This is a genomic window from Citrobacter sp. LUTT5 (assembly GCF_009905315.1).
Lineage (GTDB): Bacteria > Pseudomonadota > Gammaproteobacteria > Enterobacterales > Enterobacteriaceae > Citrobacter > Citrobacter freundii.
Map to the genome: position 1 here is coordinate 4022386 of NZ_CP047606.1, position 14352 is coordinate 4036737.

General features: G+C 54.1%; 13 protein-coding genes and 1 pseudogene. 5 read left to right on the forward strand and 9 right to left on the reverse strand.

Annotation, left to right across the window (positions count from 1 at the left end; translation table 11 throughout):
* Window positions 1–24 precede the first annotated feature (24 nt).
* On the forward strand, window positions 25–411 hold the full coding sequence (locus GUC46_RS19400; protein ID WP_003018562.1) for a DUF3461 family protein: 387 nt from the start codon (window positions 25–27) through the stop codon (window positions 409–411).
* Between the two features lie 87 nt (window positions 412–498).
* On the opposite strand, the gene cdaR is transcribed toward GUC46_RS19400, so the two are convergent.
* From cdaR to dgt, 3 genes are all read right to left on the reverse strand, one after another.
* Window positions 499–1656 (reverse strand): DNA-binding transcriptional regulator CdaR, encoded by a 1158-nt coding sequence (cdaR, locus tag GUC46_RS19405; protein WP_103849121.1) that lies wholly within the window; start codon window positions 1654–1656, stop codon window positions 499–501.
* 147 nt (window positions 1657–1803) lie between these two features.
* Window positions 1804–3237, reverse strand: coding sequence for a serine endoprotease DegP (degP, locus tag GUC46_RS19410; protein ID WP_003018567.1), 1434 nt, complete (start codon window positions 3235–3237; stop codon window positions 1804–1806).
* A gap of 129 nt (window positions 3238–3366) precedes the next feature.
* Complete coding sequence (dgt, locus tag GUC46_RS19415; RefSeq protein ID WP_003845805.1) at window positions 3367–4884, reverse strand: dGTPase; 1518 nt, start codon at window positions 4882–4884, stop codon at window positions 3367–3369.
* Between the two features lie 83 nt (window positions 4885–4967).
* Between dgt and mtnN the strand changes: the two genes are divergently transcribed.
* The 3 genes from mtnN to GUC46_RS19430 are packed head-to-tail and all read left to right on the forward strand — an operon-like array spanning window position 4968 to window position 7120.
* On the forward strand, window positions 4968–5666 hold the full coding sequence (gene mtnN / locus GUC46_RS19420; protein WP_003018572.1) for a 5'-methylthioadenosine/S-adenosylhomocysteine nucleosidase: 699 nt from the start codon (window positions 4968–4970) through the stop codon (window positions 5664–5666).
* Complete coding sequence (gene btuF, locus GUC46_RS19425) at window positions 5659–6459, forward strand: vitamin B12 ABC transporter substrate-binding protein BtuF (protein WP_032948552.1); 801 nt, start codon at window positions 5659–5661, stop codon at window positions 6457–6459. Before mtnN ends, btuF begins: the two co-directional genes overlap by 8 nt.
* 37 nt (window positions 6460–6496) lie before the next feature.
* Entirely contained in the window at window positions 6497–7120 is a 624-nt protein-coding gene (locus GUC46_RS19430) for a TRIC cation channel family protein (RefSeq protein ID WP_003018578.1), read from the forward strand.
* Between the two features lie 119 nt (window positions 7121–7239).
* Here GUC46_RS19430 and erpA read toward each other — a convergent pair whose 3' ends face one another.
* The 3 genes and pseudogenes from erpA to clcA form a co-directional block, all read right to left on the reverse strand.
* Window positions 7240–7584: an iron-sulfur cluster insertion protein ErpA gene (gene erpA / locus GUC46_RS19435; protein ID WP_003018581.1), complete on the reverse strand. Its 345-nt coding sequence runs from the start codon at window positions 7582–7584 to the stop codon at window positions 7240–7242.
* A pseudogene (gene yadW, locus GUC46_RS23970) lies at window positions 7577–7642 on the reverse strand (small protein YadW). Before yadW ends, erpA begins: the two are co-directional and overlap by 8 nt.
* Window positions 7643–7665: 23 nt before the next feature.
* Entirely contained in the window at window positions 7666–9087 is a 1422-nt protein-coding gene (clcA, locus tag GUC46_RS19440; protein WP_088902719.1) for a H(+)/Cl(-) exchange transporter ClcA, read from the reverse strand.
* A gap of 168 nt (window positions 9088–9255) precedes the next feature.
* Here clcA and hemL point away from each other — a divergent pair, with 168 nt between their 5' ends.
* The gene (hemL, locus tag GUC46_RS19445; RefSeq protein ID WP_003837523.1) at window positions 9256–10536 is read left to right on the forward strand and encodes a glutamate-1-semialdehyde 2,1-aminomutase; all 1281 of its coding nucleotides are present in this window, start codon (window positions 9256–9258) and stop codon (window positions 10534–10536) included.
* A gap of 114 nt (window positions 10537–10650) precedes the next feature.
* Here the strand turns inward: hemL and fhuB are convergent, their stop codons facing one another.
* From fhuB to fhuC, 3 genes are read right to left on the reverse strand one after another with little or no spacing between them, the layout of a single operon-like run.
* Window positions 10651–12633 (reverse strand): Fe(3+)-hydroxamate ABC transporter permease FhuB, encoded by a 1983-nt coding sequence (gene fhuB / locus GUC46_RS19450; protein ID WP_130715159.1) that lies wholly within the window; start codon window positions 12631–12633, stop codon window positions 10651–10653.
* Window positions 12630–13520, reverse strand: coding sequence for a Fe(3+)-hydroxamate ABC transporter substrate-binding protein FhuD (gene fhuD / locus GUC46_RS19455; RefSeq protein WP_130715160.1), 891 nt, complete (start codon window positions 13518–13520; stop codon window positions 12630–12632). Before fhuD ends, fhuB begins: the two co-directional genes overlap by 4 nt.
* Window positions 13520–14317 (reverse strand): Fe3+-hydroxamate ABC transporter ATP-binding protein FhuC, encoded by a 798-nt coding sequence (fhuC, locus tag GUC46_RS19460; protein ID WP_003845793.1) that lies wholly within the window; start codon window positions 14315–14317, stop codon window positions 13520–13522. The genes fhuD and fhuC overlap by 1 nt, the downstream gene beginning before the upstream one ends.
* Window positions 14318–14352: the final 35 nt, after the last annotated feature.

The following is a 14352-nucleotide window of genomic DNA, read 5'->3' on the forward strand; positions in this document are numbered from 1 at the left end:
TATGGTGAGCTTAAGGGTACCGCTATGTATGACAATCTGAAAAGTCTGGGCATTACTAATCCTGAAGAAATCGATCGTTACAGCCTGCGGCAAGAAGCCAACAACGATATCCTGAAAATCTATTTCCAGAAGGATAAAGGCGAGTTTTTTGCCAAGAGCGTGAAGTTCAAATATCCCCGTCAGCGTAAAACGGTTGTCGCCGATGGCGTCGGCCAGGGTTACAAAGAAGTGCAGGAGATCAGTCCCAACCTGCGCTATGTGATCGACGAACTGGATCAGATCTGCCAGCGCGATCGCAGCGAAGTCGATCTTAAACGCAAGATCCTTGATGATTTACGTCATCTGGAAAGCGTCGTGACCAACAAGATCAGCGAAATTGAAGCCGATCTGGAAAAACTAACGCGTAAATAACCGCGAGTGAATGTGTTCGTAGGCCGGGTAAGGCGAAGCCGCCACCCGGCATTTTACCTGATAAGCGTAGCGCCAACAGGCAAGGAATTAATGCTGCTCATCCAGTTGTAGCGCGACATACAGCAGCAGTCGGTCGTCAAAATTCCCTAAATCCAGCCCGGTCAGCTCTGAAATTCGGTTCAGGCGATATTCCAGCGTATTACGGTGGATAAATAACGCTTTTGAGGTCGCCAGCGGCTGAACGTTATGCCGAAACCACGCCGCTAATGTTCGACGCAGTAAGCCGTTGTTATCCATTGCTTTCAGCCGTACCAACGGACGCGCCAGCTCGTTGGCCTGCCAGCCGCCGCGCAGGCTGTCCAGCAGAACTGGCAGCATCAAATCCTGGTAGAAATAGCAACGGCTTTCCGGCATCCGTTGCTTGCCGACCATCATGGTCGTGCGCGCCGTACGATACGAACGGGCAATACTGCCTGGCCCGGTAAAATAGTTGCCCAGCGACACGCGAAAACGCAGCTGTCCGTTCTCTTTCATGCGAGCAATGAGCTGCTCAACACGCTTGCGGTGATCTTCCGCGTCCCAGCGACCAAACTGATTGAGCGCCGGTTTCAGCACCACCATCTCGGTCAGGGAAACAATCGCAATCAGATTATTACGTTCAGGCGTAGTCAACGCGTTCTGCAATTGCTGTAGCTCCGCCATCGCGCTGTCAACGCCAAGCTGGCCACTATCAACCTCTACCACTGCCACCACGCGCGGCTGGTTCAAATCAATGCCTAAACGTTGCGCCCACTCCATCAGCGCCGGGGTATTCTCTTCCGCCTGAATCAGATTCATCACCAGCTCTTCACGCAGGCGGCTATCCTGCGCTAACAGATGCATCAGGCGCGACTGCTCCAGCATCATTTCGGCTGTCATGCACACCAGCTCGCCGTATTTACGTAGATGTTCCGGTTCACCGGTAAGCCCGATAACGCCAACGATTTCGCCTTCCAGACGCAACGGCAGGTTTATACCCTGACGCACGCCGTGCAAATGCCTCGCCACTGCATCGTCAATGTCCACCACCCGGCCCTGCGAAAGTACCAACAGCGCACCTTCGTGCAATTCACCAATGCGTTCGCGATCGCCACTGCCAATGATCCGCCCACGGGCATCCATTACGTTGATATTGGTATCAATGATGCGCATGGTTCGCGCCACGATATCCTGCGCCATTTTGGTATCAAGATGCCAGCCAGCCATAAACCCCTCCTGTGAGCAGAGCTCAAGCATAGGGAAGATAATAAGCGGCGACATTGTGCAAATGCACAAAGCGGAAGGGAGAAATATGGAGTTGTGGGAGGTATCACAAAAAGAACCCCTTCCTGTACAGGAAGGGGTTGAGGGAGATTACTGCATCAACAGATAGATGGAGCTGTCGCCACGCTGAATGTTCAGCGCCAGCACAGCGGGTTTGCTGTCGAGGATTTTGCGCAATTCGGCGATGTTTTTCACCGGCTGCTGATTCGCACCGATAATCACATCCCCTTTCTTCAGGCCGATCTGTGCAGCCGGAGAATTCGGTTTCACGTCGCTTACCACGACACCTTTATCCTGGCCTTTGTTGCTCATATCGGCACCTTCAATGCCTTTGAAGATAGAGCTGGAATCAACCTGAGTCTGGCTGCTCTGCTGCAATTCCAGGTTCACGGTGACCGGCTTACCGTCACGCAGCAGACCCAGGGTGATTTTGCTGCCGACCGGCATCGTCCCCACCTGCGCACGCAGAGCGGCGAAGCTGCTGATAGGTTTGCCGTTCAGGGAGGTAATCACATCCCCGGCTTTAATACCGGCTTTCGCTGCGGAAGAGTTCGGCATTACCTGGCTGACGAATGCGCCACGCTGAGCGTCAACTTTCATCGCTTTCGCCAGCTCAGAGCTCAGTTCGGTCCCCATAATACCCAGCTCACCACGTTTAACCTGACCAAACTCAACCATCTGCGAAGTCAGGTTTTTCACCATGTTGCTTGGGATTGCAAAACCGATACCGATGTTACCGCCGTCCGGCGCGAGGATCGCGGTGTTAATGCCGATCAGCTCACCGTTCAGATTGACCAGCGCGCCACCGGAGTTACCCCGGTTGATCGCAGCATCCGTCTGAATAAAGTTTTCATAGTTCTCCGCATTCAAGCCGCTACGGCCCAGAGCAGAAACGATGCCGGAGGTCACGGTCTCACCGAGGCCAAACGGGTTACCGATTGCTACGGTGTAATCACCCACGCGCAGCGCGTCGGAGTCTGCCAGCTTAATCGCCGTCAGGTTTTTCGGATCCTGAATTTGGATCAGCGCGATATCGGAGCGTGGATCTTTGCCCACGATCTTCGCGTCAAATTTACGGCCATCGCTCAACTGAACCTTAATTACCGTAGCGTTATCCACCACGTGGTTGTTGGTCACGACATACCCTTTCGCAGCATCAATAATTACGCCGGAACCCAGCGCCATAAATTTCTGCTGCTGGCCGCCGCCGTTACCAGCGCCCGGTGCGCCGCCCTGGCAGAACGGTGAACTCTGGAACGGAGATCCGTCCTGGCAGAACGGTGAATTATCACCAAAGAACTGCTGGAAATTACGCGGCATACGCGGCGTATTCACCGTCGTGCTCCCCTCGACGTTAATACTTACCACCGATGGCATCACTTTTTCGAGCATCGGGGCCAGGCTTGGCATCTGTTGGGCGGTCATTGCTGAAGACGACGTCTCAGCCGCAGTTGCAGACAGGGGGGACAACGCCAAACCTAAACTCAGAGCCAGTGCACTCATTGCTAATGTGGTTTTTTTCATGTGTTTCGTTCTCGATTAACAGGTAACGCAAAATTGCTGTATACGTCAGATTCGTTTTATAACGCTAAGTTCCAGAATTGAGTTTAAGGAAAAAGTAAAATTTTATTGGCCGTCTTTACAAATGAGTATTTATTGTTCTACGGCCATCAAGCGACGATATTCATCCCAGGCATACAAATCTGTCATCCCGCTGATATAATCCTGGATCAACCGGCAGCGATAATAATATTCCAGAACCGAATACTCAGCGCACTCCGTCGATATTTTACTAACCGCCTCAACATACGCAAGACGATGGCGGGTAGACAACTTCTGAAATAAACGGGACTCGATAGGAAAACGTTTTACTCTTTCATTGTCGACCAGTTCAGTAAAATCTGACTGAGACATTTTCAATAACGGTTGATAGATCTCCAGCAACCCGCTGATCACCCGATAACCCTGTAATTCCAGTTGCTCAACATCCGGATGGCTAAACACATGTTTTACCGCCACATTCTTATAAACGCCCAGTAACTGGCTGAAGCTACTGGCATCTTCTAACAGCGCATGATTAAAGCTGCCTTCATAAATCTGCGGCAAATTATCAATAAACCGCTGGGCCGCATACGGAACCAGTTTATTCAGCGTATTGACGCGTAAATACATAAAGAACTGATCTTCGGTGCTGCGGCTTAATGTATTTGAACGTGATTTTTCCCAGGCGTTTTCAACAACCTGACTAAACAGAGAGCCTTTTTCGTGATGCCCCCACGCTTCATGCAGATGATGGTAAAGTTGCTCGACGCTAAAGATTCTTTTCTCAACGGCATCTTCCAGGTCGGCCACGCAATATGAGATATCATCGGCAGCTTCCATAATCCAGGTTAATGGAAAACGACTGTAAGGTGCTAATGATAATTCTTTACGTAACCGCTCAATATACGGTTCCTCGGAAAGGTAATAACCAGGCTTCTTCATTAAATAGTTGTGCGTCTCGGGTGCACTGCCGCGCCACCATGCCGGACGGGTATATTTTAAAATACCGCCAACCTGCGCCCAGGTAAGGTTCATACGCATCAAAGTATGCACCAGACGAATACCCTGCGCATTGCCTTCAAAATGACACAAGTCCTGGCGCACCTTGCGGCGAATATCATTCAGCGACTCTTCACCTTCACGCAAACGTAATGCCGTCACCTGGCAGCGGTCATCACTCAGGGGCTGACTTTCCGCGTCGGCGGGATACAACCGCTGGCGAAACCAGTCATTAATCGCCGCTTCGCCAAAATGACCAAACGGAGGATTACCAATGTCATGCATCAGGCACGACATTTCGACGATACTCTCAAACGGTCCCGTCAGTTCATCCAGACCATACTGCTCCAGCAGCTTTAGCTCTTTCAGCCGACTGAGGATCTCTTTCGCGATATAGCGCCCAACCTGCTGCACTTCCATCGAGTGCGTCAGACGTGTACGCACCGCCGCGTTACGCTCCAGCGGAAAGACCTGGGTTTTTTGCTGCAGCCGGCGAATAGCCGGAGAATTGATAATACGTCCACGATCGCTTTCAAAAATTCGCAGGATCTCATGCTCCGTCTTCACGCCCTGCGGCGAACGGTAACGGCGATGCCAGTTTATTTTTTTTCGGAAATCGATCTGTACCATATCCTCTCCCGCCTGAGAAATGCGCTACCCCTTAAGCGCATGATAGACTATGCCCTCAAATCTGGCTTATCGCGAGTAAATCTATGAAAATCGGCATCATTGGTGCAATGGAAGAAGAAGTTACGCTGCTGCGTGACAAAATCGAAAACCGTCAGACCATCACGCTCGGCGGTTGTGAAATTTACACCGGCCAACTGAACGGTACTGAGGTTGCGCTTCTGAAATCAGGTATCGGTAAAGTGGCTGCGGCGCTCGGCGCTACGCTGCTGCTTGAACGCTGCAAGCCGGACGCCATCATTAATACCGGTTCCGCGGGCGGCCTGGCCTCTACGCTGAAAGTCGGCGATATCGTAGTTTCTGATGAAGCGCGCTATCACGACGCCGACGTCACTGCCTTTGGTTATGAATTTGGTCAGCTACCGGGTTGCCCGGCTGGTTTTAAAGCCGATCCTGCGTTGATTGCAGCCGCAGAATCTTGCATCGCCGAACTCAATCTGAACGCTGTTCGCGGACTTATCGTCAGCGGCGATGCATTCATTAATGGTTCCGTGGGGCTGGCTAAAATTAAGCATAACTTCCCGCAGGCGATTGCCGTTGAGATGGAAGCGACCGCAATTGCGCACGTTTGCCACAACTTTAAGGTGCCATTTGTCGTGGTTCGCGCTATCTCTGACGTTGCCGATCAGCAGTCCCATCTCAGCTTTGACGAATTCCTGGTGGTTGCCGCGAAGCAGTCGAGCCTGATGGTTGAAACGCTGGTGCAGAAACTGGCGCATGGCTAAATTATTCTCCAGGGCGCTGGTCGCCCTGCTTTTCACTCTCCCGGCGTTCCTTTACGCCGCACCGCGTGTTGTAACGCTTTCTCCTGCCAATACCGAACTCGCTTTTGCCGCAGGCATTACCCCAGTTGGCGTCAGCAGCTACTCAAACTACCCGCCAGAAGCCAAAAATATTGAAGAGGTCTCAACATGGCAAGGTATGAATCTTGAGCGTATTGTGGCGCTGAAACCTGATTTAGTCGTCGCCTGGCGCGGGGGAAATGCTGAGCGGCAGGTGAATCAACTGACCTCCCTGGGAATTAAGGTCATCTGGGTGGACGCCGTTACCATTGAGCAGGTTGCCGATGCGCTACGCCAGTTGGCTGCGTGGAGCCCCAAGCCTGAACAAGCTAAACAGGCGGCGCAAACCATGCTTGATGACTATGCTTTACTTAAATCTCAGTATGCCAACAAACCGAAAAAACGCGTGTTTCTCCAGTTTGGTGCCAATCCTCTGTTTACCAGTGGAAAAGGTTCTATTCAGCACGAAGTTCTTGAGGTATGCGGCGGAGAAAACATCTTTGCCGGTAGCCGGGTTCCCTGGCCGCAGGTTAGCCGTGAGCAGGTCCTGGCACGAGCCCCCCAGGCTATTGTTGCAACCGGCGGTCCGGGCGAAACTCTGAAAATTGAGCAATACTGGGGAAACCAGCTAAAAATACCCGTTATTACACTTAATAGTGACTGGTTCGAACGCGCGAGCCCGCGTATTATCCTCGCCGCAAAACAACTCTGTAATGCGCTTTCACAGATAAATTAGCGCCTGCCCCCACCAGGTCTGTTGTGAGGATTTAAAAATGCTCGTCTATTGGCTTGATATTGTCGGCACCGCGGTATTTGCAATCTCTGGCGTATTACTGGCCGGGAAATTACGTATGGATCCGTTTGGCGTCCTGGTCCTCGGCGTGGTTACCGCCGTCGGTGGTGGTACGATCCGCGATATGGCGCTGGATAATGGACCGGTTTTTTGGGTTAAAGATCCAACCGATCTGGTCGTGGCGATGATCACCAGCATGCTGACGATCCTGTTGGTACGGCAGCCAAGACGTCTGCCGAAATGGATCCTTCCGGTGCTGGATGCCGTTGGCCTGGCGGTGTTCGTGGGTATTGGCGTCAACAAGGCCTTTCTCGCAGGAACAGGCCCTTTGGTGGCGATTTGTATGGGGGTAATTACCGGCGTCGGCGGTGGGATCATTCGCGATGTATTAGCACGTGAAGTCCCGATGATTTTGCGCACCGAGATCTACGCCACAGCCTGTATTATCGGCGGGATCGTGCATGCGACGGCGTTTTATACCTTTGATGTTTCACTGGAAAACGCCAGTATGATGGGGATGATTGTCACCCTGCTGATTCGGCTTGCCGCCATTCGCTGGCATTTGAAATTACCGACGTTTGCGCTGGATGATAACGGACGTTGACATGATGATGCAGAATATGTAGGCCGGATAAGGCGTTTACGCCGCCATCCGGCACATTGCCCGGTGGCGCTACGCTTACCGGGCCTACACCATCAGACCACTGGTATTACAGACAGCAATCAGATGCTGAAAGAAGAACCACACCCGCAGGTGCTTTTCGCATTCGGGTTAGTCACAACGAAGCGGGAACCTTCCAGACCTTCGGTATAGTCAACCGCGCCGCCCACCAGATATTGCAGGCTCATCGGGTCAACCACCAGACCAACACCTTGTTTCTCAATGGTCATATCACCATCGTTCACCTGATCGTCAAAGGTGAAACCGTACTGGAAACCGCTGCAACCACCGCCGGTGATATACACACGTAATTTCAGATTCGGGTTATCTTCGTCAGCGATCAGGCTTTTTACTTTATTGGCTGCTGCTTCAGTAAATTGCAGTGGCAGCGCTACGTCATCACTCATATTTTGCTCCAAACGACATTGGCAATTGGGCAAATTATAACCCAATGGTTAAGGCCATTATCTAATACCCTGGTATTTCGTTCAAGTATTCTCGCCAGCTGCTGTACCCTGGCTTTTAGCCGCCTGCTCCGCTTCCTGTTTTGCCAGCGTACGGGCAAGGATAGTCGAGTATAGCGGCTTTCCGCCCATAAATTGGGCTAATAGTGTTGCGCCAAGACAGGTAATAATCATTGGCAAAATGAGCTGATAGTTATCGGTCATTTCCAGTACCAATATAATGCCCGTTAACGGCGCGCGCACCGAGGCCGCCAACAATGCCCCCATTCCGGCGATGGCGAAGGTCCCGGCCTCCAGATGATAATGCGGAAAAGAGGCCGCTGCCGCCATACCGAACGCGGTGCCAAGCAACGTGCCTAATGCCAGCATCGGGGCAAATATCCCGCCGGGCGCGCCGGACGAGAAGCACAGCAGCGTGGTAATGACGCGGGCAATAAAGATAAACAGCAGTAAACCAACGCTGAAATTCCCGGCCGCAGCGATAGGTATCAGGTTAAACCCGCCTCCAGCCGCTTCAGGTGTAATTAAGCCAAGGATCCCGCACAGACCGCCGATCGCACCGCCCATCAGCACCCATTTTTTGAGATCGCCTCCGTGGAAACGCTGGAACATATCCTGAGTCCGCAACACCATGGTGTTGAACAACGGTCCGACACAGCCAAAAATAATCCCCAGGACCAGATACAACCACAGCGTGTTCACCGGCGCATTGGAGAGCTTCCCAACTTCAATAAGCGGTGCCTCGCCGTTGAAAACACGAAACACAATGCTCGACATGATGACGCCGGTAAACACGGCTTTGATCGAGACAAGGTTATAGCGAAACTGCGGGCGCATCTCTTCAATAATGAACAGGATCCCCGCCAGAGGGGCGTTAAACGCCGCGGAAAGGCCCGCTGCCGCACCGGTAGCCAATAAGGTATGTCGCGCTTCTGCGCTACGCATGCGGAAAATATCCAGCACCATGCGCCCGAGGTTACCACCGATCTGCACGGTCGGTCCTTCTCGCCCGAGCACCATACCGGCACCCAGCGTGCCCATACCGCCGAAAAATTTCACCGGCAGTACGCGCCACCAGCGCACAGGCCGCAACTCTTCCAGCGCGCCTTCAATCTCTGGGATCCCCGAACCACCGGCTTCCGGCGCAAATTTACGCACCAGAAAGTAGCCAACCATCGCCAGCAACGCAGAGAGAATAAATGCCAGCGGCCACAGCAGAATGGCATGGTCCGCAACCTGAGCCAGCGCGCCAATGCGCTGATTCTGCACCCAGGTCACCGCTTTCTCAAATGCCACGCCAACAAGCCCTGTCACTGTACCCACTACGGCAGCCATCAACAGGATCGCCAACGGCGTTTTGTCTCGTTCCAGGAGTCGACGGATTTGATCCCTGCGGCGTAAACGCACAATTTGTTGTGCTTCAAAAGAGGGAGTGTCTGTCTTCATCAGATGATCATTAATTGGTAATACAAATACGGAATCGGCATTCTACTCGCACATTTCACGAAAATCCCCTGCAAATCGTATTGTTTCAAATGCGTAAAACTTTCATAACCTTCTCTGAATAACTAGAATAGCGGGCATTTACTTTTTCTACGAACCAGGACCCCATCCATGAGTAAGTCTGAAAATCTCTACAGCGCAGCACGCGAACTTATCCCAGGCGGCGTTAACTCCCCCGTTCGCGCCTTTACTGGCGTGGGTGGTACTCCGCTGTTTATCGAAAAAGCCGACGGCGCGTATCTGTACGATGTCGATGGTAAAGCCTATGTTGACTACGTCGGTTCCTGGGGACCGATGGTGCTGGGCCATAATCACCCGGCAATCCGTAATGCGGTGATTGAAGCTGCGGAGCGCGGTTTAAGCTTTGGCGCACCGACCGAAATGGAAGTGAAAATGGCGGAGCTGGTCACTGAACTCGTGCCGACCATGGACATGGTGCGCATGGTGAACTCCGGCACGGAAGCGACTATGAGCGCAATCCGTCTGGCGCGCGGTTTCACCGGTCGCGATAAGATCATCAAATTTGAAGGCTGCTACCACGGTCATGCTGACTGTCTGCTGGTCAAAGCGGGTTCCGGCGCGTTAACGCTGGGTCAGCCGAACTCCCCGGGCGTTCCGGCTGATTTCGCGAAACACACCCTAACCTGCACCTATAACGATCTCGCTTCAGTACGTGCGGCATTTGAACAATATCCGCAGGAGATCGCCTGCATCATTGTTGAGCCGGTCGCAGGCAACATGAACTGCATCCCACCGCTGCCGGAATTCCTGCCGGGCCTGCGTGCGCTATGCGATGAGTTTGGCGCGCTGTTGATCATCGATGAAGTGATGACCGGCTTCCGCGTGGCGCTGGCCGGCGCACAGGATTATTACGGCGTCGTGCCGGATCTGACTTGTCTTGGCAAAATCATCGGTGGCGGAATGCCCGTTGGCGCATTCGGTGGACGTCGCGATGTGATGGACGCACTGGCGCCGACTGGACCGGTTTACCAGGCGGGGACGCTTTCCGGTAACCCAATCGCGATGGCGGCAGGTTATGCCTGTCTGACCGAAGTCGCCCAGCCGGGTATTCATGAAACGCTGAACGAACTGACGACGCGTCTGGCGGAAGGTCTGCTGGAAGCTGCTGAAGAAGCGAATATTCCGCTGGTAGTTAATCATGTAGGCGGGATGTTCGGGATATTCTTCACCGATGCAGAAACCGTAACCTGCTATCAGGATGTGATGGCATGCGACGTTGAACGCTTCAAGCGTTTCTTCCACATGATGCTGGATGAAGGAATTTATCTGGCGCCGTCCGCGTTCGAAGCAGGCTTTATGTCCGTGGCGCACAGTGAAGAAGATATCAATAACACCATCGACGCCGCGCGCCGGGTGTTTGCGAAACTGTAAAGAAGAACGTCCAGAAGCAACGTAGGCCGGGTAAGGCGAAGCCGCCACCCGGCTTTTTTATTGCCGGATGGCGACGCAAAGCGTCTTATCCGGCCTACATGAAAAGAATCAGCCTCAGCGGCTCTGCTTTCTCAACAAATAGATAAAGTACGGCGCGCCAATAAACGTCGACAGTAATCCCGCCGGGATCTGATATGGAAACAACACCATCCTGCCGCACCAGTCAGCAAAGACCAGCAACACGCCACCCGCCAGCGCCGAAATCAGCATATGCGGCATCGCCCGACGGAAACCCATCATCCGGGCAATATGCGGCGCCATCAGCCCGACAAAGCTCAACGGTCCAATGGTCATGGTGGCTGTCGCCGTCAGCCCTGCCGCCAGCAGCAGTAACCCCACGCGTGATGGCGTAATAGCCATACCGACAGCCCGCGCCGTATCGCCGCCGAGCGGTAAAATTGTCAGCCAACGGCGGCACAGCGGCGTCATCGCCAGCAGGATGACCATTACAATCCCGGTGCGCAGCACCTGTTCACCACTCGCGTTATAGGTTGAGCCGGAGATCCAGGTTAGCACCCCCGCCATACGCGGATCGCCGCTGGCCTGCAGCATCATCAGCAGCATTGTAAACGCCGTGCTGAGCGCCATCCCTGCCAGCAACATGCGGTGCGGTGAAAAGCCCCCGCGCCCGGCGGCAATCATAATGATAAGCAAGGTGGCTGCCGCACCGAGGCTCCCGGCCGGCAGCAGCCAGCCAAAGGCATTGCCGGGGACCAGAAATAACATTAGCACCACGCCAAATGCCGCCCCGGAGCTAATTCCTAATACTTCCGGACTGGCCATTGGATTTCCGGTCAGACGCTGAATAATACAGCCAGCTACCGCTAACATTACCCCGGCAATCAGCGCTGCCAGAACACGCGGCCAGCGCCAGGGCATGAGCTCATCCAGCATCGCGCCGCTGGCCCATGTCCAGCCGTGCGCATCGCGGCCAAACGCGAGCGCCACAATAACGGTAAGCAGCAATATCGCCCCGCCCGCCAGGGCAAACATCAGTACATTCTGGCGCTCAGCAGCGATGCGGTTACTGGCATTCATATCCGGCGCGCTCATACTTCTAAGGCGCGGCAACAGCCACAGCAGCAATGGCGCGCCAATCAGCGCCGTCACCGAACCAGTGGAAACTTCCATCCATACGCGGGTCAGCCACAGAATGATTTGGTCGGAGAGCCAGAGGATCAACGCACCAATCAGCGGGGCCAACATCAGACGCGCCAGCAGACGACGCGCGCCGAGCATTTTCGCCAACAGCGGTGCAAACAGGCCAATAAAGCCGATAATCCCAACCGCGTTAACCAGTAAGGCGCTGATAACAATGGCCAGCGATAACGCCGCCAGACGTGCCAGCGACAGCGCCAGACCGAGGTTACGCGCCACGCCGTCATCCAGTCCCATCAGCGTCATTGGGCGTAATAACAACAGCGTCAGCATCACACCGCCCAGAAGTTGCGGCCACAGACGCTGTACGCCGCTCCAGTCGGTCTGCGTTAGCGTACCGCTGCTCCATAAAAACATGCTTTGCAGTTGATCGTGATGGAAGATAACCATCAACTGGTTAATTGCCCCGCAGTACAGGCTGACCACCAGCCCGGCAAGGATTAACGTCACCGGAGAAAGACGTTTGCCCCAGGCAACGCCAAACACCAGTGCCCCAACAACACATGCTCCCGCCAGCGCCGCAAATTGCGTGCTCAGCGCACCGGGAATAGCCCACAGCGTGGTAACCGTAATGCCCAACTGCGCCCCGGTTGCGACACCTAACGTAGTGGGTTCTGCCAGTGGGTTACGCAGCACCTGCTGAAACAAGACACCGACCAGCCCCAGCCCGGCACCGACCAACAGCGAAATCGCCAGCCTCGGCAGTAGACTGTAGTGGAAAACCATCTGCTCAATAGCATTGATATCCGGTGACCAGATAGCCTGTCGCCACTGACTGCGCGGTAGCGCAACAGAGAGGTTAACCCAGGTCAGCCAACAGGCAGCGACAAACAGAACCGCCAGAAGAAGGGTCGGGAACAGCGCAATTCGTTTACTCACGCTTTGCCTCCCAGCGCATTATCCAGAATGCGGGCAAAATGCATCGCCGAGAGCGTGGCGCCATAGAACCAGACGGCAGGCACACGCTGAAAACGTCCGTTGCGGACAAACGGCATCGCCTGCCACAACGGCGTAGACATCAGCGCAGCCATCTCTTTATCGTTGCCGTGATCAAAACACAGCACATCGACATCCTTATAAGCAGCCAGACGGTCAATACTCACGGCAGTGCTGCCCCAAAAGTTTGTCTCGCCCTGCCAGGCGTTGGGGATCCCATAATCATCCAGCACGTCCTGAAACAGGCTGTTTGGGCCAAACACCAGCATATGTCGCGAATCAAGCAAGGAAGTGAGAAGTACAGGGCGTGCGCCGCGTTGAATGAAGCGCGGTTTCAGGCTGGCGATAAAACGATCGTACTCGGTCAGATGGCGTTCAGCAGAGGCTTGCAGATTGAACAATTGCGCCATTTCCTGCAGCGATTGTCGCGCAACGGCCAGCGGCTTTTTACCGTCACTGAAGTTAAATCCCCGGCCAGGTGCAATCCGCGCCAGCTTTTCAGGGGAAGGACCATAGCCTGCCGACCACAGCAAAAACGAGGGTTTCATTTCGGTCAACAGTTCGAGATTGGGCTCCGTACGTAGCCCGACATCAATCACAGAATCCGGCAACGGGGGCTCACTGACCCACAGCTTGTAGTTAGGGATATCGGCAATGCCATACGGCGTAATACCCAGCGCCAGCAATAGCTCTACCGGTAGCCATTCCAGCGCCACAATGCGCTGCGTATCAACCGCCGCAGCGTGCGCCGTATTCATCCGCCACAGCAGCGGCGACAGCGCCATCGCCGCAAGCAGCCGCCGACGGGTAATATGATGTAATTCAATCATTAATAGACAAAACTCACGGGTGCGGCACCGGCCGGATGCGGCAAAATGCCCATCGGGATACCGTAAATCTGTTCCAGAGTTTCACTGCGCATCAGTTCAGCAGGCGTCCCTTGTGCAATCATTTCACCACCGCGCAGCGCAACTAAGTAATCACAGTAGCGGGCCGCCATGTTGATATCATGCAGCACCGCAATCACCGTCAGCCCGCGCTGCTGACTTAAGCGATGCACCAGTGCCAGTACGTCAACCTGATGAGCGATATCCAGCGCGGAAGTCGGTTCATCAAGCAGCAGACAGCGGCTGTCCTGCGCTACCAGCATGGCAATCCACGCGCGCTGGCGTTCTCCGCCGGACAGACTATCAACCAAACGGTGCGCCAGCGGTTTTAAGCCAACCAGCGAAATCGCCTCTTCTACTTTCTCTCTGTCGGCAACGCCAAAACGTCCCAGCGCTCCGTGCCACGGATAGCGGCCAATCGCCACCAGTTCGCGCACCGTCATCCCTTCGGCCTGCGGCAACTGCTGCGGCAGATAGGCGACCTTGCGGGCAAACGCTTTACTGCTCCAGTTCTCCAGCGGCTGTTCGTCGAGCAGGATTTCACCTTCTGACGGCGGCTGATGACGTCCCAGCATTTTCAATAACGTCGATTTTCCGGAACCGTTGTGGCCGATAAGGCCGGTCACTTTACCCACAGGAAAAGTTAATGAGAGAGGATGCAAAAGCGTGCGGCCAGGCACACGAAAGGAGACATTACGCAACGCAAAAGTAGTGTCGGGATGGGATCTGTTTTCCTGCATAGCAGCCAACTTGTAAAACGGGCACGCAAAGCGTG